The organism is Cardinium endosymbiont of Nabis limbatus, assembly GCF_965196625.1.
Classification (GTDB): Bacteria; Bacteroidota; Bacteroidia; order Cytophagales; family Amoebophilaceae; genus Cardinium.
On record NZ_OZ239769.1, the window covers coordinates 206,911 to 231,832 of the forward strand.

The window sequence follows — 24,922 nt, forward strand, 5'->3', positions numbered from 1 at the left end:
TAGGCTTCAATTAATGATAACTTTCACTGTAAAATTTATTTTACTATGTATTGAATACATTACTATTTTTTTAGTAAATTTAAGGCCTTTTTTATGATTTACTTTAACGTCTCAGTATGTATACTGGCTATTTTTTTATTGCTAACCTTAGTAATAGGTATCTACTTTAGTAGAAAAAAACCCACTTTTCGCGCCTATGCAGTAGGCAATAAACAATTTAGCACCGCTACCATGGTGGCCACAGTGTTAGCTACTGCTTACAGCGGCGGGGGGGGTAATGCGCAATGTAGACCAGGTTCATCAATTTGGACTGTATTGGATTATCCTCTCAATTTTAGGAGATCTAGGTTTGTGGGTTGTCAGTTGGCTAGCACTATATATGAGGCCATTTATGCACCATCTTTCCATGGCCGAAACGATAGGTAATGTGTATGGTAAATGGCCCAGGGCCATTGTTGCGCTTTTCAATATGGGCTCTTCCATTACGATGGTTACCATGCAAATTCATGTAATGTCCCTATCGATTCGCATGTGTATCCATTCCGTTAACCCTGACCTCATTACTATATCCTCTACTTTAATCCTGATTTTCTACTCCTCCTTTGGAGGTATTCGTGCAGTTACCTTTACCGATGTATTGCAGTTTATAACTTTTTCCGTTATTCTCCCTTTTTTGGCTTGGCGGATATTTGTGAAAGTAGGCAAACCATTTACAGAAATTTTTCCATTGCTACAGGAACAAGAAAAGTTTCAATTCGGCACTTTATTCCATTGCGATATGAATCCAGTAGCCATGATTGCGCTAATCTTATCTATCCTTGTATCCTATATAGATACGCCCATCATACATAGAGTCTATATGTCTTCCGACGCCACTCAGGCTAGAAAGGTTTTCCAAAATGCTGGATTTTTTGGCATCTTCATCAATATCATTATATGCCTGATTGGACTACTTACTTTTGTAGGCACATCAACGTTATCAGCAGTCAAGGGTTGGGACTATATAATGGCTGGTATTCCACCATTTTTTCACGGATTACTTTCTGTCAGCCTGCTAGCTATGTCTATGTCTGCAGCTGATTCTTGCTTACACTCAGGCGCTATTGCAGTTAGCCATGATATGCTCGAAAGCATACGTAGTGTACAGCCATCACCCTATCCTTATCAACTCCGGTTCGCTAGGATAGCTTCTATTTGTATAGGTCTATTGGCCATGGCATTAACCTTTTACTATGATAATTTGTTGGATTTGCTTAAGCTAAATCTTGGCCTTTATCTACCCATAACCGTTGCCCCGTTTATCTTATCTATTTTTGGCTTCCGAGGTACTACCCGTACCGCTCTGATTGGTATGGCTACAGGTCTATTCACTATTTTAGCCTGGAATAAATGGGTGGAGCCATCCACAGCGATAAATGGTTCCTTCGTTGCTATGGTAGCCAATGGTCTGACTATAATGGCTGCCCGCTATCTCCTAAAACAACCGGAAAATACAGGTATGATTTGCCTGAAAAGCAACCTAGTTCACGCTAAAAACAAAACCCTCTATCTTGAAAATCAAGAAGAAATTAGGAAACTCAAACCGCTAAACACATCCCTTTATGATTCGGATATGGCACCCACGGCTACAGCTGGCAACGCTAAAGGCTATCGCGCAATTTTAACGCAAATAATAGGTAAAATTGAGGCATCTATCCCCCTGGTAGATAGCGGCATACCGCCTTACAAGCAGGACCTTCAGCGTATCATCCATAAGCTCTATGATTGGGTGACCTCTTTTAGTAGAAGAGATAAGGCTCAAGACCATGCACTGCTACAGCCTACTAAAGTTAGGCTAGATAAGCTGATGGACAAGGTGGAGTTGGCCTTATCCCAAGCGGTAGCCAATCCGCCTAGGCTGTTGGTAGAAAAAATCAATACCCCTAGTGGGGAGCCATCTTCTTACATGGTATGCGATATCAACCAAATCGTCTACTTATTGGTTCAGGCCATTTTACGAATTGGTAAACTAGAGGCTTCCCAAGCGGTTAGCATACAACTGCATAACACTGCCTTACAATTTAAGCAAGATGCTATTGACAGCAGTCTGCCTACCTACATACGCCTTCAAGCCACTGCCCTAGTAATCAGCCAAGCTACTACTGTCTCTAAAAAACCTCCCAAAGTGAACGCCTACTATGATGATAGCGTAGATCCCATCGCCCCTAAAGGACAACAAAAAGCACCACCATCTATAGATCTTCAACAAGAAACGATATCCACTATTGTGCGTGCCCACTATGGCTATTTTAAATTGGTTAATGACCAGAAACAACCTACCACGCTACTGGTACTGCCCAATGATGTCACGGATATACTTAGTAAGATGACTACTAAACGATCTATAGGCTGCTTAACCTCCAAAGCCTCTATCTCCCTAAAGGAACAAGCAGATTCCATGATGGCATTAATGCAGTTCCATGATGCTATCTGCAAATCCCCTGATAAAGAAAATCCTATTGATAGAAAGACGATTTCAAGTTTACTTGTATTATTACGACAACATTTTGGCTTTAAGCGGCATGCTTCGGATCAATTGTTTTATGTGCGAGCAGTAGGCATTGCCGAATTAGTGCTAGAATGGGGTTTGCACACCCCTAAATTGATTTATGCCACTTTGCTCTATGCATTGGTACAACATAGCTATTTGTCGCTTACTTATATCAAAGCACATTATAACATAGCAGTTTATGCCTTTGTGTCCAATATGGTAAACATAGATAAGCGACAAGCATTAGACCATCCCGCTTTGTTGTATATACAGCATCGTTTAAAAAAAGCGATTCAAGAAGATCATGTACAGCTTTCTGTTTTGTTCATTAAGCTAGCCGAACGGCTCTATGATTTACGCCATGCAGCCGGTTACATCCATCTAGCAGAAGTGCACCATATGGCACAAGAAACGCTGGCTATAGATGTTAAATTAGCCCGTGCATACTTGGGTCCAGAGATAGAGGTGGCATTAGAACAAGCCGCTAAACAGGCACTAGGGATATCTAAAAATGCCAGCTTTGATTTTTAATTAAAAATCCTTACTATAAGCTTTATTCTATTGCTATAACTATTTTTTAATGGCTTCCTTTATGATATGCTTTAATATGTCCCTATTTATAGTGGCTGCTTTTTTGGTACTAACCTTGGTGGTAGGCGTTTACTTTAGTAGAAAGAAAACCACTTTTCGAGAACATGCAGTAGGGAACAAACAGTTTTCTACCGCTACCTTAGTGGCCACAGTGTTAGCTACCTTGTATGCTGGGTGCACCTTAATGTCTCATGTAGAGTGTATCTACGAATATGGTTTATGGTGGGTAGTGCTTGTACTTTTAGATTGCTTTGGTTTGTGGACTATTAGCAAATTAGCTATTCGGATGGGCTCATTTATGGAGCATCTCTCCATGGCAGAGACGATGGACCATGCCTATGGTAAGTATGCAAGAATTATAACGGCTTTGGTTGGTACTTGTCGTTGCATTATTATCATTACTATGCAGATTACTGTAATGTCCCGAGCTATTGGTATGTGTATTAGTTTGCCTGATCCATATATACTGCCTACCCTTGCGACTTTATTACTTGTTTTCTATTCAGCATTTGGGGGGATTCGTGCCGTTACCTTCACGGATATATTACAATTTATAACTTTTTCGATGATTATTCCCCTGCTTTCCTGGTTTATGTTTGTAAAAGTAGGGAAGCCAATTTCAGAGATTCTTCCTATACTACAAAGTCAAGCAAAATTTCAGTTTGGGACCGTATTTCATTTTGATACTAAACTAATAGCTTTATGCTCACTTACATTGACTGTTTTGGTTTCTTATATAATACAACCCCAACTTATCCAACGGGTTTATATGTCTTCTAATATTATCCAGGCTCAAAAAGTTTTTTCATACGCTACTATTTTTAATTTTGTTATAATGTTTTTTATTATTCTAGTTCCGCTATTTGTTTTCGTAAGTACGCCAGATTTACCTAAAGCAGAGAGTTGGGGATATATAATGGCCCATATTCCTCCTTCTTTTAAAGGATTTCTTGCCATTAGTTTGTTCGCTATGGCTATGTCTACAGCAGACTCTTGCTTAAACGCTTCTACTGTTATGATTACGCACGATATATTGCAAAGTATACAAACACGGAAAAAAGTTAATGATGCACATCAGGTTAAAATAGCCAGATGGACCACCTTAGTATTGGGTTTATTAGCTATGATATTAGCTTTTCATTGCCAAGATTTATTAAAATTAACGTATTGGGTCCTCGATTGTGCTGTACCTATTACAGCTGCCCCTTTTATATTAGCCATTTACGGGTTTCGAGGCACTTCTCTTACTGCTTTAGTTGGTATGGCTACAGGTCTACTAACTATTTTAGCCTGGAATAAATGGGTTGAGCCTGCAATAGGGATGGATGGCTCTTTCCTGGCTGCTATAGCCAATGGCCTGGCCATGATGACTGCCTACTATCTCCTAAAACAACCGGAAAATGCAGGATGGGTGGGTCCAGATGATACATTTAAACAAATGCAACAAGCACATGCGCGCAAAAGAGCAGAACGCAAAGAAGCCATTAAAAATGGCTGGGCCAATAGAAAAGCCACTTTGGCCAAGTTAGTACCCAGCCATACTACAATAGCATGTGTAGGGCTTTATAGTGCCATCATCAGCTTGCTCACTTTCTTTATAGCGCCTATTACGCATCATAGCTGCCGGCTTATGTTGCAACTTTTTGGAGCGGCTTGTTGTTTAGGCTATCCATTTCTCCATGACATTTCCAAAAAGATAAGGGCCATTCCAAATTGGTTTATTGGCCTATGTTGGCTAATAGGCTTCGGGGGATATCTGCCTTTCAACCTGATTTTAAATTGTTTTTATTCTAACAACCCAATTTTTATCACATCCTTATCGCTAGCCCATTGTGCGGTAATCTTATGGGTACTACCCTTCTATTTAGCCATACGAGTGGTAGCAATCGCATTATTAGTCGCTATTTATCCTATTGCTATTGGGTTATCTTTTACAGTATTATACTCCCTATTGCCGTTGTTTATAGCCAGTTTACTGGTACTGGCCATGGCTATTTGCTTTAAAAGCAAACAAAATCATCATATCAATCAAATTCTTTACCTAAAAGATCAAGAAAAGATTAGAGCATCCCAAAAGCTAAAAGCATCCCTTTATGACTCAGCTATGGTGCCCGTTACTGTGGTTAGTAAAGCCAAAGGCTATGGCCCTATTTTGACGCAAGTGGTAGGCAAAATTGAGGAATCTATCTCTTTTTTAGATGGCAGCACGCCTCTTTATAAGCAGGACTTTCAGAGTATCATCAACAAACTCTATGGCTGGGCGGCCTATTTCAATAGAAGGGAAAAAGCCAAAAAGCATGCACTGCTGCAGCCTACTAAAATTACCTTAGAGAAGCTCATCCGTAAAGTGGAATTGGCTTTGTCCCAAGAGGTGACCAATCCACCTAGACTGCTGATAGAAAATACAAAAGCGCCTAATAAAGCACCCTGCCAGCATATCATATGCGATATCAACCAAGTAGCTTATTTATTGGTTCAAGCTGTTTTACGGGTTGGTAAACTAGAGGGCGCCATAGTTGTGCGCATACAACTCCATTCCACTGTTTTGCAATTTAAGCAAGTTGATCCTATTGCCAGCAGCCATTCTACATCCATCTCTTTTCAAGCTACTGCACTAGTAATCAGCCAGGCTACTACACCCTCTGAAGCCCTTCCAAAAGTCAAAGCCCTTTATGATGATGAAATAGATCCTATCGGCCCTAAAGGGAAACAGAAAGACTCCCCATCTATAGATCTTCAACAAGAAACCATCTCCAGTATTGTGGGCGCCCACTATGGCCATTTGGAGTATGGTGTCCGCGCGCAGCAGCCTACTATGTTACTGGTATTGCCTAATGATGTCACCGATATTCTGAGCAAGATGACTGCTGCATTGCCTATAGATTGTTTAACCCTAGATACTCCTGTTACCCCTAAGGAACAAGCCGACTCCATGATGGCATTAATGCAGTTTCATGACTATGTTTGCAAATCTTCTCATAACATGGATCCTATTGATGTAGGTACCATTTCGGGTTTGCTTTTATTGTTGCGCAAGCACTTTGGCTTTAAGCGGCATGCTTCGGGTCAATTGTTTTATGTACGTGCCGTAGGGATTGCCGAATTGGTCGTAAAATGGGTCTTTCACTCGCCTAAAGTGATTTATGCCGCTTTGCTCTATGAATTGGTGCGCTATACTTGCTTGCCCCTTTCTTATATCAAAGAACATTACAATTTAGGCGTTTATGCTTTTGTTTTAAATATAACAAGCATAGATAAACACCAAGAGCTAGACCATCCTTCTTTGCTACATGTACAGAATCGATTGAAAGAAGCCATTAAGGAAGAGCACATACAGCTTTCCGTGCTTTTCATCAAACTGGCCGAACGGCTCTATGATTTACGCCATGCAGCCGGTTACATCCATCTCACAGAGGTACAACATATGGCACAAGAAACCATTGCCGTAGATGTTCAGCTAGCCCATGCATATCTAGATCCAGCAATAGGAGCAGCATTAGAAGAAGCAGCCAAAGCAGCACTAGCGCTCTGTAAGCATACAGCTAAAGAACAGTATAAAAAAAGAACAAGATAGTTAGTGGGTCCTATCTAAAAACTACTTAGATAGATTTTTTAAAGCAATGCATTTTAAACCCTATCCCCCTTTTTTTTGATTTTTAGCTAAAAATCCTTACCATAGAACCTGTACTGTTTATATAACTATTTTTAATATTATGATCTGCTTGAGCATCCCCCTATTTATAGTAGCTGCTTTTTTGGTACTAACCTTGGTGGTAGGCGTTTACTTTAGTAGAAAGAAAACCACTTTTCGAGAACATGCAGTAGGGAGTAAACAGTTTGCTACTGCTACTTTGGTAGCCACGGTACTGGCTACTAATTATAGTGGAGCGGGGTTGTTGCGTATTGTAGAGTGTGTCCATGACCTTGGCTTATGGTGGATCGTTTGCATATCATTAGCTTCTTTTGGCTACTGGGCAATCAGTAGACTAGCCATACGCATGGGACCATTTATGCAACACCTCTCTATAGCTGAAACATTAGGTTGTATCTATGGTAAATATTTAAGGGTGATCACTGCATTGGTCAGTGTTTGTGGGTGCATAGTTGTTATTACTATGCAAATCACTGCAATGTCTCACGCGATTAATATGTGTTTGGGGTCAATTGATCCCTTTTTGATTACGTTCCTTTCCACCTTTCTCCTTATTTTTTACTCCACTTTTGGGGGTGTTCGTGCCATTACCTTTACAGATGTATTGCAATTTCTGACCTTTGCTATTATTATTCCGTTTCTAGCTTGGTTTATCTTTGTAAAGTTAGATAAACCTGTTGCAACAATTATGCCTATGCTGCAGCATTATCCTAAATTTCAATTTAGTAGTGTATTCCATTTTAACGCCCAACTCGTGCATATGCTGCTATTGGTTCTATCTTTTATAGTCGATTATACAGGCCCTGAAATTATACAGCGGGTATATATGGCTTCTGGCCCCATTCAAGCCAAAAAAGTTTTTTTATATGCTATGCTTTTTAATTTGGCTATAACTTTCTTTATAATTTTAATAGGCCTATTTGTTTTTGCAGGGGCACCTGATTTACCGAAAGCGCAAATTTGGCCCTATATAATCGCTCATATCCCTCCTCTTTTTAAAGGATTTCTTGCAATTGCTTTATTCGCTATGGCGATGTCTACTGCTGATTCTTGTTTAAATGTTTGTGCGGTTATGGTTGGCCATGATGTGATACAAAGCCTACAAAAGAAACTAGAAATCCCTGATGCATTTCAACTTAAAATAGCCAGGCGGACCACACTAATAGTGGGTCTATTAGCGATGCTACTCGCTTTTAAATGTACAGATCTTTTACAATTAATGTACTGGTCTATGGACTGCTATGTACCTATTGTAACAGCTCCTTTTATCTTAGCTGTTTTTGGTTTTCGAGGCACTTCCCGTACCGCTTTAATCGGTATGGCAACAGGCATATTAACCATTTTAGCTTGGAATAAATGGATCGAGCCTGTAACAGGGATAAATGGCTCTTTCATTTGCATGCTGGCCAATGGTCTAGCCATGATGGCAGCCCACTATCTACCGAAACAGCCAAAAGGTAAAGGGTGGGTTGGTCCAGATGATCAGTTTAAACAATTGCAGCAAGTAAATGCGCGCAAGCGCGCCGAACGCAAAGAAGCCATTAAAAATGGATGGGCCAATAGAAAAGCTACCTTAGTAAAGCTGATGCCTAGCGATGCTACCTTGCGCTTAACAGGTCTTTATATCATTGCTACTGCTATTCTTAGTTATTGGTTTATTAAGCCAGATTACATCTATTGGGCTATGGGTCAAGGTCTTGTGGGTGTGTTTTTTACATCTTCTAACACCTTCTTTAGCAAAGCGATTCCAACCTGGGTTACTAGTCTAGTTTGGCTACTAGGGTTAGGGATTTATCTGCCTTTAAACCTGCTTTGGAAGTGGTGGTATCTGGTAGATCCGATCTTTAGTGCGGCTTTATCTTTGGCCCATTGTGCTGTCATTTTATGGGTATTGCCCCTTTATCTGGCCGTAGGGGTGGTAGCCGTTACTTCGCTGGTAGCCATTTATCCGATTGTTACTGGACTCTCTTTTTCAGTATTGTCTTCCCTATTTCCTTTATTTATAGCGAGTCTGTTGGTATTTGCCATGGTAATTTGCTTGAAAGTTAAATTAAGGCACTATTTGGCTAAAATTATTTACCTTGAAAGTCAAGAAAAGATTAGGGCATCCCAGCAGCTAAAGGCATCTCTTTATGACTCGGCTATGGTGCCTTCTATTAGGGTGAGTAAGTCGAAAGGCTATGGCCCTATTTTGGCGCAAGTGGTAGGCAAAATTGAGGAGTCTATCTCTTTTTTAGATGGCAATACGCCTCTTTATAAGCAGGACTTTCAGAGTATTATCAATAAACTCTATGATTGGGTAACTTATTTTAACAGAAGAGAAAGGGCTAAAAGGCACGCACTATTGCAGCCTACTAAAATTACATTAGACAAGCTGATGCGTAAGGTAGAGTTGGCGTTATCTCAAGAGGTAGCCAATCCGCCTAGGCTGTTGGTAGAAAATACAAGAGCGCCTAATAAGGCACCCTACCAGCATATCATATGCGATATCAACCAAGTAGCTTATTTATTGGTTCAAGCTGTTTTACGGGTTGGTAAACTAGAGGGCGCCATAGTTGTGCGCATACAACTCCATTCCACTGTTTTGCAATTTAAGCAAGTTGATCCTATTGCCAGCAGCCATTCTACATCCATCTCTTTTCAAGCTACTGCACTAGTAATCAGCCAGGCTACTACACCCTCTGAAGCCCTTCCAAAAGTCAAAGCCCTTTATGATGATGAAATAGATCCTATCGGCCCTAAAGGGAAACAGAAAGACTCCCCATCTATAGATCTTCAACAAGAAACCATCTCCAGTATTGTGGGCGCCCACTATGGCCATTTGGAGTATGGTGTCCGCGCGCAGCAGCCTACTATGTTACTGGTATTGCCTAATGATGTCACCGATATTCTAAGCAAGATGACTGCTGCATTGCCTATAGATTGTTTAACCCTAGATACTCCTGTTACCCCTAAGGAACAAGCCGACTCCATGATGGCATTAATGCAGTTTCATGACTATGTTTGCAAATCTTCTCATAACATGGATCCTATTGATGTAGGTACCATTTCGGGTTTGCTTTTATTGTTGCGCAAGCACTTTGGCTTTAAGCGGCATGCTTCGGGTCAATTGTTTTATGTACGTGCCGTAGGGATTGCCGAATTGGTCGTAGAATGGGTCTTTCACTCGCCTAAAGTGATTTATGCCGCTTTGCTCTATGAATTGGTGCGCCATACCTGTTTGCCCCTTTCTTATATCAAGGAACATTATAATTTAGGCGTTTATGCTTTTGTTTTAAATATAATAAGGATAGATAAACGCCAAGCCTTAGATCATCCTTCTTTGCTCTATGTGCAAAATCGCTTGAAAGAAGCCATTAAGGAGGAACATGTGCAGCTTTCTGTTTTGTTCATTAAGCTAGCCGAACGGCTTTATGACTTACGCCATGCTTCAGGCTATATACACCTACCAGAAGTAGCGCATATGGTGCAAGAAACCCTAGCGATTGATGTTAAGTTGGCCCATGCCTATTTGGGTCCAGAGATAGGCGACCTGTTAGAAAAAGCTGCTAGAGAAGCATTAGCGCTTTGTAAAGATTTGAATATAGATAAAAGTATAGATCGTGCAAGCTCCTAATCGTTGTATACCACTTTGCACTTGATCAGGTTTCAATAAAAAGTGGTAAAATGCTCCATAATCTGAAGAGGAGCTCTCCTTTTTAAAGCGGATTGATTATATTGCAACTGATCAACTACTTAAACCAATCACTATGATTCAGAAAGAACAAGTCATAGAAGCCATTAAACAAGTTTATGATCCAGAAATACCGGTAGACATCTACGAACTAGGGCTTATTTACGACATTACCATTTTACCACTCAATAACATTGAAATTTTAATGACCCTTACCTCTCCTAATTGTCCAGCGGCTGATATTATACCCAGTCAAGTCGAAGAAAAAATTAAAGCAATAGAGGAAGTACACGAAGTAACGGTACATCTTACCTTTGACCCCCCTTATACAATAGACCGAATGTCTGAAGCAGCTAAATTAGAACTGGGATTTGCTTAAGCAGCTCCCACTTGATCTATCTTATGGTATATCTTTTATTTTTCTTCTGTTTATGCAATGGCCCAAAATAATTATAAAGTTCAATCAGATACACCCCCCAAAAAAGGGACATCCAATCGACCTGTATTTGACCAACGCATCAAAATAACCATTGGTTTTTTGCTACAGGGGGTTAGTATTTTTCTAGCCTTTGCCTTCTCTGCACATCTGATGCATGGCGCTAAAGATCAGCATATTATTGAGTCTTTTCGAACCTTAGGGATCAAAGCATCTAGTCTAGCCATTGCCAACTGGTTGGGTTTTACGGGGGCTTATGTAAGCTATTACTGCGTCCATATATGGTGGGGCATCACCGCTTTTATCTTTTTGCCTTTTCTATTTTTAATGGGGATAAAAATGGTCACACGCAGGATTTGGCCCAATATTTCTTTATTAAAAGTGATGATGGCCTCCATTTTTCTTGTATTATGGTCGAATATTCTATTGGGTTATCTATATACACTCTACCCAACCGCTACGCTACTCGCGAACCATCTAGGCGGAGTGGGCTATGAGCTTGGCACCTTGTTTAAAGGATTATTGGGCTATGGTACCTTTATCTTACTTTTTATTACTTGCATCATCTTTGTAGTAGTATGTTTTAACATCACCTCTTTACCGACCATTCATTTATTTGCCACTAAAAAGGTAAAAAAGGATAATGACCCTTTAGCCCATCAGGACAATACTAGCGACAGTGACCCATTTGACGGAGAAAGCGAGCGACCATCTGGTAAAAAAAAAACGAATGATAGCGCAGCGCAACATCCCACTACAGATGCAGCACATGGCAACGACACAGCCAGGGTAGAAACGGCCCACAAAAGCCATATAGACTTTGAAGTAGTAGCCGCCCCTCAACCCTCCTCTAAAAATCTATCTAAATCAGCTCTATCTGCTCCTCCATCAACGATACCATTACAGCAGCTTAGGAGTGAAAACTACGACCCCACGTTAGACCTATCTAGCTATAAGTATCCCTCTTTAGAGCTATTAGAACGGTATGAACAAGCACAACGATCTGTTACGCAAGAAGAATTGGCCATTAATAAAAACAATATTGTACAAACCTTACAAAACTTTAAAATCAATATAGCCAAAATAAAAGCTACCATTGGCCCTACTGTTACCCTTTATGAAATTGTACCCGAAGCAGGGGTAAAGATTTCGAAGATCAAAAATCTTGAAGATGATATTGCACTGAACCTAGCTGCGCTAGGCATTCGCATCATTGCTCCGATACCAGGAAAAGGGACCATTGGCATTGAAGTACCCAACAAAAACAGAGAAGTAGTACCCCTTCAGGAGATGCTCGCCTCTGAAAAGTTTTTAAAAGGAAAAATGGATTTGCCCATTGTATTGGGTAAAAGCATTTCGAATGAATTGTTTATTGCAGATTTGGGCCGCATGCCCCATCTGCTCATTGCAGGTGCGACTGGGCAAGGCAAATCTGTCGGGCTCAATGTGCTACTGACCTCTTTGATTTATAAAAAGCATCCCTCTCAATTAAAACTGGTATTGGTAGATCCTAAAAAAGTGGAACTTTCTTTATACAATAGATTAGAGCGTCACTTTTTGGCTAAATTACCCATTAGTGAGGAGCCCATTATTACAGAAACCAAAAAAGTAATCCATACATTGAATTCTTTATGCATTGAAATGGACCACCGCTATGAGCTATTAAAAGAAGCAGGCACCCGGAATATTAAAGAATACAATGAAAAATTTATAAAAAGGATATTGAACCCTCAAGAAGGGCATCGCTTTTTACCCTACATTGTATTGGTTATAGATGAATTTGCCGATATGATGATGACAGCAGGTAAAGAAATAGAGGTACCCATTGCCCGACTGGCCCAATTGGCACGTGCCATCGGGATCCATCTGGTTTTGGCTACACAAAGGCCCTCTGTAAATGTCATTACAGGCATTATCAAAGCTAACTTTCCCGTTCGGATTTCCTATAAGGTAAGCTCACGCATTGACTCTAGAACCATTTTAGATGCAAGTGGTGCGGAACAATTAGTAGGCAATGGGGATATGTTGCTTTCTATGAACTCTGATATCATCCGGCTACAAACGCCTTTTTTAGATACCGCAGAAGTAGAACGGGTCTGTAGCTACATTGGTGGACAACAAGGCTACCCATCTGCTTACCTACTCCCTACGTATGATGAAGAAGACAAAGAGGAGACGGTAGATTTACAAGAGACAGATCCTTTATTTGAAGAAGCAGCCAGGCTGATTGTATTACATCAACAAGGCAGCACTTCCTTGATCCAACGCAAGCTAAAGCTGGGCTACAACCGATCTGGCAGGCTGATAGACCAATTGGAAGCAGCAGGCATTGTAGGCCCCTTTGAGGGTAGCAAAGCCAGAGAAGTGTTGGTATCAGATGAAGCGGGTTTAAATGACATCTTAGAACGGTTGCTGCAGAAAGGTTAAGGCTATACTAATCGAGCAAAAAGTTTGGATTAAAGTAGCAATAGTGATTTATATGATTGTGTAATTAAGATTCCTAATCATGAAGTACACAGGCTCTATAACCGATTTTTTTCTGGCAAATCAGTTGTAGCGGCTTATGCTACTTATGATTTAGTACGTAAACAGTGTGGTGATATTGTTTTGACAAATAAATATGGGCAAGAAGAGGAGTAGGCTTATCCAATCGGATACCTAGGGAAAGATTTGGCAGCTAAACCAACAAATTCCTTTAACGGATATTTATAATAAGCGGTAATCGCTACCATAGCTGCATTATCAGTACAATAGGCCATAGCAGGTATAAAAATGGTCCAATGCTGTTTTTCAGCCAACTGTTTGAGCTGTTGCCGCAAGTAGCTATTGGCGGCTACTCCTCCAGCCAATGCAATGGTGTGCATGCCGCTCTTTTGAGCAGCTTTGGTCAGCTTATCCAATAACATCCGCACCAGGACGGCCTGAATACTGGCACAGATATCGGCCCGATTGGCCTTGATAAACTCAGGGGTTTTGCTTTGAATGAAAAGTAAAAAAGCGGTTTTGATGCCACTAAATGAAAAATCAAAACCAGCCATATGGGTAGCTGGAAAGGTAAAAGCTTGGGGATTGCCTCCTTGGGCATAACGGTCTATTAAAGCGCCACCTGGGTAGCTGAAGCCCATTAAATGGGCTATTTTATCAAAGGCCTCCCCGGCGGCATCATCTTGGGTTTCGCCTAAAACCTCCATAGAAAAATAATCTTTTACCAAAATGATTTGGGTGTGCCCTCCACTAACGGTCAAACAGAGAAAGGGGAAATTTGGTTTAGGCTCATCGATAAAATTGGCTAGTACATGGGCTTGAATGTGATGGACACCTATGAGCGGAATACCCAGCGAACAGGCCAATGCTTTAGCAAAACAACTGCCTACCAAAAGTGGGCCTAGCAACCCTGGACCTTGTGTAAATCCAATGGCATGCAATGCGGTCTTTTCAATGGCTGCTTCTTGAAGTGCAGCGGTTACAACAGGAATCATATGGGTTTCATGTGCCCTTGCAGCAAGCTCTGGCACAACACCACCATATTTTTGATGGATCAATTGACTCATGACGACATTGCTTACAATTTTTCCGTCACAGATTACAGCAGCAGCTGTTTCGTCACAAGAGGATTCAATACCCAAAATGGTTAATGGATGACTCATTTTAAAAAAAATGCGGCCAATGGCGCTTTAAGTTGAGGCAGTTGCACGACCTTATATTCATTTAGCCCGCTGTATCTATTCAGCCAAACTGTCCCACAACAAGAAAAAAGTAATATAAACCTTCCTTATCCTTCCTGCAACGCCTCTGTAAGCTTTTTTTGCCTTAACAACCTAATCGCAAAATATAAGACAACAGAAAGGGTAGCAAGTATCAGCAAATTGGGCCATACAATAACTTTCCAATGGCTATAAATGGGAACGTAGCGCATATAATAAAGCGCTGGTTCAAGTGTAATATATTTATAGCGATCTTGCAAAAAACAGAATCCTACCCCTAGCACGTTGCCACCTAACATGCCCAAACATAGGGTACGAAAGCTATTATAAAGCAAGATCGCATCTATTTGCCAAGCATAAGCGCCTAAAACTTTTAAGACCCCTACCATATAACTACGCTCCATAAGTTGCACCATAACGGTAGCCACCATAGTAGAACCCGCTACCAATAATATAAAGATGATAAAAATAGTCGTATTCTTTTGAATAATAGTGAGCCAATCATAAAAACTAGCATACTTATACCGGGTGCTGGTCAAACGCAAATCATCATCCATCAGGCGTAAAATCGTGTCTCGCAATGGTTTAGTTGGGGCTGCATTTGCTTCCAAAAAGAGGGTATAACCATGTACCGTTTCTGAAGACCAATTATTTAACCGTTGTATAAGGCGCATATCACAAAAAGCTAAATGTTCATCTATCGCACTGAAATAGGTGCGATAGATACCCACAATCTTTAATTTCCGGTAACGTATGGTAGGGTGCACCGTATGGATCACTACTGGATCACCTAGCTTAATAGAGAGTTTTTGGGCAAGATGGTGGCTAATCGATAATTCATTTTGATAGGTTTCCTTCGTTAAATCAGGCAGCCTACCGACTATTAGGTAATCCTCTAATGGAGTATGGACCACGGTAGGATCGATACCCTTGCAGCATATACCCTCCACCCCTACCCTTGTATGGATCAACATAAGCTTTTGGACAAATGGAGTGACTTTTTCAATGGCGCTAGGTAGATCAGCCATCAGACGACTCACTTGTGAAACCTGTAACGGTGTGGGTTCATAAGGGTGCTGGATGCCACTATATTTGGTAATTTCGAAGGCTCCAGCAAAGGCAGCTATCTTCTTTGTAATCTCTTTTTGAAAGCCTAACATGACCATGGAAGCAATCAATATAGCAGCGGTGCCTATGGCAATGCTGCACGTAACAATTGTATCGATAGAAGCAGAAAAAACAGCAGGACTGCGTTGCCTAACTCGGTTGGCAATACCTACCATCCAGCCAATGGTCTGCAAGAGTAACATATAGATAAGGTCAATAGGCCTGCGCAAAAACCACCCGCCTTTTAGAGGGTTTCCCTGAATAGATACAATAGCCCGGCTCCTCGTTGTCATCTAAGGGTATACAACGGATCGTGGCTTTTGTTTCCGCTTTAATCTTTTCTTCTGTTTCGGTAGTACCATCCCAATGAGCCATCAAAAAGCCCCCTGTACCCGCAACAAGCTTTTTAAAAGTAGGATAGTCATCCACCAACAGGGTACGCGCTTGGTGTACGGAAAGAGCGCGCTGGTAGATGTGGGTCTGAATGGCTTCTAACCAATCTGTAACCTGTTGGGTCAAATGGTCCATAGGAATGGTTACTTTCTCTTTTGTATCCCTACGGGCCAATTCTACCGTCTTATTTTGCAAATCATTCGGCCCTAAGGCGATACGAATAGGTACACCTTTTTGCTCATATTCTGCAAATTTATAACCTGGCTTACGGGTAGCTCTGTCATCTAACTGCACACGCACACCCTGTGCGATCAATAGCGCTTTACAACTAGATAATTGCGCTACTACTGCGGCGCGTTCTGCCTCTGTTTTATAAATCGGCACCATCACTACCTGTATAGGCGCAATTTTAGGCGGCAATACCAAGCCATCATCATCCGAATGGATCATAATCAAAGCACCCATCAGCCGGGTGGTAATGCCCCAGGAAGTACCCCATACATAATCCCGTATGCCGGATTGATTGGTAAAAGTTACCTCAAAGGCTTTGGCAAATCGTTGGCCTAGGTAGTGTGCGGTACCCACTTGCAGCGCCTTTCCATCTTGCATAAGCGCCTCAATGGTATAGGTGGTTTCTGCACCGGCAAAACGCTCATTTAGGGTTTTAGTGCCTTTTATTAAAGGTATCGCCATATAGTCTGTAACGATCCGTTCATACAAATGCAACATTTGTAAAGCCTCTGCTTCAGCCTCTGCCTGGGTAGCATGGGCGGTATGGCCCTCTTGCCATAAAAACTCTGTGGTACGCAAAAAAAGCCTTGTCCGCATTTCCCAACGGACTACGTTGCACCACTGATTGAGTAAAATAGGCAGATCTCTGTAGGATTGAATCCAATTTTTATAGGTACTCCATATAACCGTTTCTGAGGTAGGCCGCACAATCAGCTCTTCCTCTAACTTAGCAGCAGGGTCGACTACCACACTACGGCCATCTTCGGCCATCTTTAAACGATAATGGGTCACAACGGCACATTCTTTAGCAAAGCCTTCCACATGGCCTGCCTCTTTGCTAAAGTAAGATTTTGGAATGAGTAAAGGAAAATAGCCATTTACATGGCCGGTTTCTTTAAAGGCAGCATCAAAAATAGCTTGTAGCTTTTCCCAAATGGCATAGCCATAAGGTTTAATCACCATACAGCCCCGAACAGAAGCATTTTCAGCCAGACCTGCACGTACGACCAATTCATTATACCAAGCGGAAAAATTGGATGCTCTTGTAGGTAAAGGGGTCATATCTAAAGAGAAAAATAATAAAAGAAAAACAAGCCTATAAGCCGGGTTCTGTAGTGCACGATCGCGCACTGCTTGTCATTTATCTGGAGCCATAATCACTTATAGCCTCTAGCGGCCCACCCACATGGTGTTTTCGCACACCATCAATGGCTGTAATATAGGGGAGATTAATCTCTGTAGTAGTTGCACTAGAAAGCTCAATTTTGGCTTTTTCAGCAGCTTCTCTCAGACGCTGTAAGGCAGTTGGATCCTGTCTTAAATCAACACCCTCTTCCTTTTGAAAGCTATCTGCAAGCCAATCTGTTATTTTTTGGTCAAAATCATCTCCACCTAGATGGATATCCCCATTGGTAGATTTAACTTCAAAAATGCCATCACCCAGCTCTAAAATAGAAATGTCAAAAGTACCACCCCCAAGGTCAAATACAGCGATAGTGATATCTTTATTTTTTTTGTCCAGACCATAGGCTAAAGCAGCAGCGGTTGGCTCATTAATAATACGCTTTACAGTCAAACCGGCTATTTCTCCCGCTTCTTTAGTGGCTTGTCGCTCTGCATCATTAAAATAAGCAGGTACGGTAATAACCGCATCTGTAACAGTAGTACCCAAGTAATCCTCTGCCCCACTTTTCATCTTTTGCAGGATAATAGCAGAAAGCTCTTGGGGGGTATACTGCCGATCACCAATCCGTACACGAACGGTATTGTTAGCTCCACTTTCTACCTTATAGGCAACTTCATTGATCTCATTAGCAACACTATTGTAACCTTTACCCATAAAACGCTTAATGGAACTTATGCTATTATGAGGATTTATAATGGCCTGACGCTTAGCGGGGTCACCTACTTTACGTTCACCCTTTCCTCCATTTAAAAAAGCCACTACAGATGGTGTAATTCTCTTGCCTTCATTATTAGGAATCACTACTCGCTCGTTGCCTTCCATAACCGCAACACAGGAATTAGTAGTTCCTAAATCAATTCCAATTATTTTTCCCATGTTTAATTTCTATTTTTATTTGTATTTGAATATTCCCTATACTACAATCTAGAAATCTATATAGCTTTATTGCAAGTAGGGACACTACAAACTCCATGCCAAATCAATTATTTTGTAGCAGTTTATGTCAAAATGACATAAACTGCGCCAGCATGGTGGATAAAAAGTATATGGGCTATTTTGAAAAGCTTTTCCTGTACCGATTTGGGTGGTTTAGAATATCTCTGGCTTGCTCCAACATTTCAGTTGCATACCCCTGTTCTGATAGTATATCTATAGCAATGGTTTGATGAGAGGCACCAGGCACTACCTTATAGGTATAGTGAATTTTCCCATCTTTGCCCATAGACTTAATATAAACTTTATAATTTTTAAACCCTTTTTTAGGCTCACGTTCTTCTAAAAGCATCACAATTGGATAGTGGGTAGCTACAATATTCAGGGCGTTACTATATTTTGCAATATAATTTAATACAGAATATTCTGCTGCCGCACCTTCTGCTGGATTGGTTCCAGTGAAGGGTTCATCAAAAATAGTGAAACTAAACGCCTCCTCTTTTAACCCTTTTAATAATTCTAAATGGGACTGAAAACGATCAACTTCTGCCATGAATAGTGATTTGCCAGCTACAATGTCATCAGTAGTATAAATATAGGCATTTATTTTACTGAATGGTGTCATTTCACAGGACTTAGCAGGCGCTATACCAAAAGTTTGACTTAACACAACCGCTGTGGTTACACCGGTTAAAAAGGTAGATTTACCCCCTGCATTGGGGCCTGTTAAAATGATATTTTGGGTCTCCTGGTCCATGGTGACATCATTGCCAATAGCTGTAGTAGGCGTTAACATAGGATTCCACATTTCAACAAGCGCCAAACGAGGTTTTGTATGGGTGTTGGATGATAAGAATTTGGTAAATGTATAAGTATGTAGCCCATTGATTGCAGCTGTTTCTTCCATAAGCGTCACTATAGATAAAAAAGCATCTAACTCCCCCAAGGCATACATGGCATCATGAAAAACAGCCTTATGCGCTAGAAATAGCTTATAGCTTGCCAATAGTTTGCCAGCATGACCCCATAAATAAGACCAAGAACGGAAGGGTAGTTCTTCTAAATAACGCAATTACCTACTTCAGATGGTTCATGTGCACGTGCCAATAGTAGCCTTATAGGACCAAGTTGTGAACCATATAATGCTTCTAAAGCAGGATTTTGTTGAACCAATGCATTGATTTTTTTAAGGGTAATCAAAAAGGTTTGTAGATCCGCCATACGCAGGGCAAGATTACTCAGCACACCTGCATACTCCTTGTAGTTGTGGTAGGCTTTATAGTATTGCCAGAAGGAATAGATGGTAACAATCGAAGGTTGAATGTATTCCAGGAAGATCAAAGAGGCATCAGGCCTAGGCTTCATATCTCTAATGGTTTTAGTAAGATAATATAAGTTGTATATAGGCAGATACATCCAGTATCGGTTTCTATAGAAAGCGCCACGTGATAGCTTAGAACCCATTTGATAGGCTAATTCTGTAATAGGAAGCCCTAACACTACAGGATACCACATGTAATTAGAATAAATGTCCCAAATATCTCGCACCAATACTTTTCTTTTTTGCAGCGTACGAGCCCTTTTGTTCAAAGCAGCCGAAGGGGTATAAAATAGTTTGGTTAAATATTTATTATATTCTTCAGCATATAAGGGATCTATCTCTGTCCAAAAAGAGAGCATCGCTCGTTCAGATGCTTTATAGTTTTGCAGCTCGCCCCTTAAATTATTATAAAGCTGAGTGTTTTTGCACAAAAAACTTATCAATCGCTGACGTCTGGTAAGGGCTTCAAGATTAGCAACCGGTGCAGCGAGCAGTGAAGCAAACGCCCCCTCCCCTAAAACCGTAACCGTCTTATTAATCCGAGATAGGAAATGATAAGCTGGTGTAGTAGCCGTTCCACAAAAAAGATGCAAATCAGACCATGCATATTTATTCAATACATTACCTACTTTATTGTATTGCTGCTGGTAGTAGTTGCTTTTGGCAAAAATTTCATTGAATACTGCCGAACGTTCTCCTTTTAGAGAAAGATGAATGTCAAAAATAGTTATATCTGGAATTTTTGATTTTTTTATCTCATGAACCTTTGGCAAAGGCACTACTGCTTCAGTAAATGATTTTAAATAGTGCTCAGCTAGTTGAGTAGCCATGGAAGAACTCTTTTCGATCGCTGTAACAGAAGCTGGCAAACAAAATATAAATAGGAGGGATAAAACGATACGCATGGGAAATTGAATGTATAAACTTTGACTGACTAAACCAAGGTAGATCGAGCAGAAATCTATAAAAAAAGTTTATATAAAAAAACATTATCCAACTATTGATTTAGTAACGTATAGCCTATAGAAGATCTAATAACTTTTTACTAAATTGCTTTAGAAAACAAACTTTTGATCCAGCAAACCACTATGGCGCAGTATATATCTTTATCGTGGTTTAAAAAATGGCTACAAGTTGTTTTCCCCATAAAAAAAGAGGAAAAACAGAGCCTGTAAATTATTTTGTGTAAGTGCCGTTTTTTAGGAGAATCTTCCCTCAAATTCGATAGCGAATCGATTCAGAGCCGCTCTCCAATCATGTAAAGACATAGTCCACTTTTGTGATGCCTTCTGTATGGCTAAATATACTACTTTTAATGCAGATTGGTCATTAGGAAAAATTTTACGGTTATTGATAGATTTTCTAATAACGCTATTGAGTGATTCAATGGCATTGGTCGTATAAATAATTTTTCGTATTTCATCAGGATAGTCAAAAATAGTTATAATGTTGCTCCAATTTTTATGCCATGAACGACTAATAGCTGGATATTTTTTATCCCATTTTTCACTAAAAATAAGAAGTGCTTCTTCCGCTTGCTCAAGAGAAATAGCGCGATAAATAACTTTAAGATCCGATGCGACGGACTTCATGTCCTTATAGGGTACATAACGTAACGAATTACGAATAAGATGAACAATGCATAACTGAATTTTGGTTTTTGGAAATACTGTATTAATAGCATCTGGAAATCCGGTTAATCCATCAACACAAGCAATAAAAATATCCTTAATGCCACGATTATTTAACTCAGTTAATACTGAGAGCCAAAATTTTGCACCTTCGGTTTCTGCTATCCACAAACCAAGTAATTCTTTTTGCCCTTGACAATTAATGGCTAATGCCAAATAAATTGATTTGTTGATTACGCGTTTATCTTGATGACACTTGATAACGATACAATCTAAATACAATATGGGATATACTGTTTCTAATGGACGATTCTGCCAAACAGTAATCTCCTCAATAACAGATTCAGTTACTTTCGAAATTAAACTGTGTGATACCTCTGTACCATACAGCTCTTTGAATGTATCTGAAATATCTCTGGTAGTCATCCCTCTAGCATAAAGAGCCAAAATTTGTTCATCAAATTCAGTGAAGCGAGTTTGCCCTTTGCGAATGATTTGAGGATCGAACGTGCTGTTTCGGTCACGTGGCGTATTAATTTCCATTTCGCCAAAATCACCCTTTAATCGCTTAGGAGAGTAACCATTACGGCTATTTCCCGTGTTCCTGCCTTCTATAGCATGCTTTTCATAGCCAAGATGATCCTCTAATTCTGCATCCATAGCACGTTCTACCGTGATTTTTAATAGTTGCTTGCTGAGAATAGCTAAATCTTTTTCACTCTTAATAGACTTCGACAATTCATTTAGTAGATTTGGATCTATATTTATTTGTTGTTGTTCCATTGCTTATGACTCATTTATAACTAACGATTTAATCCGTTAGATTAGTTAATAATAAGCATTTACACAATTTTATTTACAAACTCGAAAAACAAAAAATCTTCCTACTACTTTTTTTAAAGTTTCTTATCTCCTTTGTTTACTCCATTTTAGCGGCACTTAAAGACACGGTTATCGTTACAGCTAGCTGCTCTGCTGCTAACGTTATCCCCATTGTAAAAGGCTCCATTATTTTCCCTATTTCAATAGGGGTGCTGGTGCTATACACAAAACTCAACAATTACTTAAAACAATCTACGCTCTTTTATGCCACCGTCCTCTTTTTTTAGCCCTTATTCTTTTATACGGCTTTGTTTTATACCCTAATGCAAGTAAGGTAAGTCCTCATGCGATGGCAGATTGGCTAAGTAGGCATACGGATGGGCAATGGTTGCATTGGATTACGCTATTCCGCCATTGGATTCACATACTATTTTTTATGGTTGCAGAACTTTGGGGACAAGTAACACTTATGTTACTCTATTGGAGTTTTGTAAATAATCTTTGTAAGATTCAAGAGACCAAACGATTCTATGCTATTTTAATTGCTGCAGGAGATGTCGCACTGATTATTACAGGACCACTGGTCTTATCTTACACTAAAAAGTATAGCCAAAGTGACTTTTTATACACGATACAAGCATTAATAGGCTATGTTGCTTACTCCTGCTTAGCCATTCTATTTACCTACTGGTTTACCAATCATATTATAAATCCAGATGTGACTGGCATAAACCGTAACGTCACTTCTCCCGATCAACCACTACATCTATCCCTCTGGGCGAGCCTAAAGCATGTGACCACTTCCCGGTATTTAAGAAATATAACCACTATAGTGGTTGCCTGTGGACTCTCTATAAATATGGTAGAAGGGACTTGGAAATCTTATCTAAAAGAAGCTTTTCCCAAAGCAGTAGATTATCAAAGTTTTGTATCAACGATTAATTTTTGGACAGGGATCACTGCCCTAATCATCTCTCTTTTCTTTAGTGGGGGTATTCTGAGAAAATTTGGCTGGAAAACAACTGCACGCATTGCACCAGCAATCATTGGAATTATGGGTATCCTCTTCTTTTTAATGAGTTATAGTAAACATCATGCTCCCTGTTTAACCAATTGGATGGGCGCTAAGTTAGTCCTATACATAGTGATCTTTGGTGGCATCCATAATATAGCAGCGAAATCCCTAAAAATGAAATAGATGCTATCGGCCCTAAAGGGAAACAGAAAGACGCCACACCAATAGATCTCCAACAAGAAACCATATCCAGTATTGTTGGCGCACACTATGGCTATTTGGAGTATATGGTGCATGAACCTAACAAAGAAGCTAGTATCCTACTGGTATTGCCTAATGATGTCACCGATATTCTAAGCAAGATAACGGCTGCACTACCCCTAGATTGCTTAATCTTAGAGACCTCTGTCACCCCTAAGGAGCAAGCCGATTCCATGATGACCTTAATGCAGTTCCATGACTATGTTTGCAAATCTTCTCATAACATGGATCCTATTGATGTAGGCACCATTTCGGGTTTGCTTTTATTGCTGCGAAAGCACTTTGGCTTTAAGCGGCATGCATCCGGTCAACTGTTTTATGTACGGGCCGTAGGGAATTGCCGAATTGGTAGTAGAATGGGTCTTTCACTCGCCTAAAGTGATTTATGCCGCTTTGCTATATGAATTGGTGCGCTATACTTGCTTGCCCCTTTCTTATATCAAAGAACATTACAATTTAGGCGTTTATGCTTTTGTTTTAAATATAAAAAGGATAGATAAACGCCAAGAGCTAGACCATCCTTCTTTGCTACACGTACAGAATCGATTGAAAGAAGCCATTAAGGAAGAACACATACAGCTTTCCGTGCTTTTCATCAAACTGGCCGAACGGCTCTATGATTTACGCCATACAGCCGGTTACATCCATCTCACAGAGGTACAACATATGGCACAAGAAACGCTGGCTATAGATGTTAAATTAGCTTAGCCCGTGCAGAAAGTTTTTCTGAAAAAATTTTACTTACAGAGATTGGGTATTTAGGTTTATCTTTAGATTGTGTAATTAATAGAGAGCTAAAGGATAATTCTGTAGTCCATAGCTCGTTATCTTCTAGAATGTATTTAGAAGATAATAGTTGGGAATTAGCTGAAAATTATTCACCTAGAAATTTAGCTTTCAAACCAATACAGAAAATTATTTATTTATATAATAATTTTCTGGAAAACATATCAGAAATAAGTGACTTAGTAGATTTATCGAGTCATTACGTTCCTACGCCCCAGGATGCTATTTCAATTATTAGTAAAAATAGCAAATGGGAGGATGTGGTATCAATTGCTAATACTACTATTATTCAATATTTAGATGAAGTTTTGCCCGACAATGTTAATAAATTTATTATAATACCGGACGTTAATAATAAAGGCTTACTTGTAGAATACTCTAAAGAATGGGCAGATTGGCAAGACTTAGAAAATGCTCAGATAGAAAATTGTCAGAATAATAAAATATCATGCGTTCCTATAGAAGCTCTGTATTTACATTTATGCCTGCTAATAGAAGAAAGTAGAGAGTCGTATAATAAAAATAATAAATTGCTTTGCACCAATAACGTAGATACGAAAGTAGATTTACCTTGTGATAATAAAGTTGATTTATTGAGTGACCTAGATGGTTATACAGAAGATTATTATCTACAATAGAAGCTCTAATAT

Annotated in this window: 15 protein-coding genes and 2 pseudogenes; 10 read left to right on the top strand and 7 right to left on the bottom strand. The window is 40.0% G+C overall.

The genetic code is table 11. The features are described from left to right. The first annotated feature begins 93 nt into the window (after positions 1 to 93). The 6 genes from ACOALF_RS01010 (at position 94) to ACOALF_RS01035 (ending at position 13,309) form a co-directional block, all read left to right on the top strand. On the top strand, positions 94 to 426 hold the full coding sequence (locus ACOALF_RS01010) for a hypothetical protein (protein WP_419241603.1): 333 nt from the start codon (positions 94 to 96) through the stop codon (positions 424 to 426). After that, positions 350 to 3,061 (top strand): sodium:solute symporter family transporter, encoded by a 2,712-nt coding sequence (locus ACOALF_RS01015; protein WP_419241604.1) that lies wholly within the window; start codon positions 350 to 352, stop codon positions 3,059 to 3,061. Before ACOALF_RS01010 ends, ACOALF_RS01015 begins: the two co-directional genes overlap by 77 nt. A 61-nt stretch (positions 3,062 to 3,122) precedes the next feature. Continuing rightward, a complete protein-coding gene (locus ACOALF_RS01020) occupies positions 3,123 to 6,695 on the top strand; it encodes a sodium:solute symporter family transporter (RefSeq protein ID WP_419241605.1) in 3,573 nt (1,190 codons plus the stop codon). A 139-nt stretch (positions 6,696 to 6,834) separates the two neighbouring features. Beyond that, complete coding sequence (locus ACOALF_RS01025; RefSeq protein ID WP_419241606.1) at positions 6,835 to 10,389, top strand: sodium:solute symporter family transporter; 3,555 nt, start codon at positions 6,835 to 6,837, stop codon at positions 10,387 to 10,389. A gap of 133 nt (positions 10,390 to 10,522) precedes the next feature. Continuing rightward, a complete protein-coding gene (locus ACOALF_RS01030) occupies positions 10,523 to 10,825 on the top strand; it encodes an iron-sulfur cluster assembly protein (RefSeq protein ID WP_419241607.1) in 303 nt (100 codons plus the stop codon). Between the two features lie 57 nt (positions 10,826 to 10,882). After that, the gene (locus ACOALF_RS01035; RefSeq protein WP_419241608.1) at positions 10,883 to 13,309 is read left to right on the top strand and encodes a DNA translocase FtsK; all 2,427 of its coding nucleotides are present in this window, start codon (positions 10,883 to 10,885) and stop codon (positions 13,307 to 13,309) included. 215 nt (positions 13,310 to 13,524) lie between these two features. Here the strand turns inward: ACOALF_RS01035 and tsaD are convergent, their stop codons facing one another. From tsaD to ACOALF_RS01070, 7 genes and pseudogenes are all read right to left on the bottom strand, one after another. Then, positions 13,525 to 14,529: a tRNA (adenosine(37)-N6)-threonylcarbamoyltransferase complex transferase subunit TsaD gene (tsaD, locus tag ACOALF_RS01040; RefSeq protein ID WP_419241609.1), complete on the bottom strand. Its 1,005-nt coding sequence runs from the start codon at positions 14,527 to 14,529 to the stop codon at positions 13,525 to 13,527. A gap of 125 nt (positions 14,530 to 14,654) precedes the next feature. Further along, complete coding sequence (locus ACOALF_RS01045) at positions 14,655 to 15,923, bottom strand: ABC transporter permease (RefSeq protein ID WP_419241610.1); 1,269 nt, start codon at positions 15,921 to 15,923, stop codon at positions 14,655 to 14,657. Then, a complete protein-coding gene (gene proS / locus ACOALF_RS01050; protein WP_419241901.1) occupies positions 15,907 to 17,379 on the bottom strand; it encodes a proline--tRNA ligase in 1,473 nt (490 codons plus the stop codon). Before proS ends, ACOALF_RS01045 begins: the two co-directional genes overlap by 17 nt. Positions 17,380 to 17,500: 121 nt before the next feature. Then, a pseudogene (locus tag ACOALF_RS01055) lies at positions 17,501 to 18,379 on the bottom strand (Hsp70 family protein); the annotation flags it as partial. 175 nt (positions 18,380 to 18,554) lie between these two features. Further along, on the bottom strand, positions 18,555 to 19,508 hold the full coding sequence (locus tag ACOALF_RS01060) for a MutS-related protein (RefSeq protein WP_419241611.1): 954 nt from the start codon (positions 19,506 to 19,508) through the stop codon (positions 18,555 to 18,557). Then, positions 19,496 to 20,662, bottom strand: coding sequence for a hypothetical protein (locus ACOALF_RS01065; RefSeq protein ID WP_419241612.1), 1,167 nt, complete (start codon positions 20,660 to 20,662; stop codon positions 19,496 to 19,498). The genes ACOALF_RS01060 and ACOALF_RS01065 overlap by 13 nt, the downstream gene beginning before the upstream one ends. A gap of 294 nt (positions 20,663 to 20,956) precedes the next feature. Then, positions 20,957 to 22,171, bottom strand: coding sequence for an IS256 family transposase (locus ACOALF_RS01070; RefSeq protein ID WP_419241131.1), 1,215 nt, complete (start codon positions 22,169 to 22,171; stop codon positions 20,957 to 20,959). 125 nt (positions 22,172 to 22,296) lie between these two features. Between ACOALF_RS01070 and ACOALF_RS01075 the strand changes: the two are divergent. From ACOALF_RS01075 to ACOALF_RS01090, 4 genes and pseudogenes are all read left to right on the top strand, one after another. Beyond that, positions 22,297 to 23,408 (top strand): annotated as a pseudogene (locus ACOALF_RS01075) (Npt1/Npt2 family nucleotide transporter). A gap of 104 nt (positions 23,409 to 23,512) precedes the next feature. After that, complete coding sequence (locus ACOALF_RS01080) at positions 23,513 to 23,863, top strand: hypothetical protein (protein ID WP_419241613.1); 351 nt, start codon at positions 23,513 to 23,515, stop codon at positions 23,861 to 23,863. Then, complete coding sequence (locus ACOALF_RS01085; RefSeq protein WP_419241614.1) at positions 23,832 to 24,194, top strand: HD domain-containing protein; 363 nt, start codon at positions 23,832 to 23,834, stop codon at positions 24,192 to 24,194. The genes ACOALF_RS01080 and ACOALF_RS01085 overlap by 32 nt, the downstream gene beginning before the upstream one ends. 128 nt (positions 24,195 to 24,322) lie before the next feature. Then, on the top strand, positions 24,323 to 24,910 hold the full coding sequence (locus ACOALF_RS01090; RefSeq protein WP_419241615.1) for a hypothetical protein: 588 nt from the start codon (positions 24,323 to 24,325) through the stop codon (positions 24,908 to 24,910). The last annotated feature ends 12 nt before the right edge of the window (positions 24,911 to 24,922 follow it).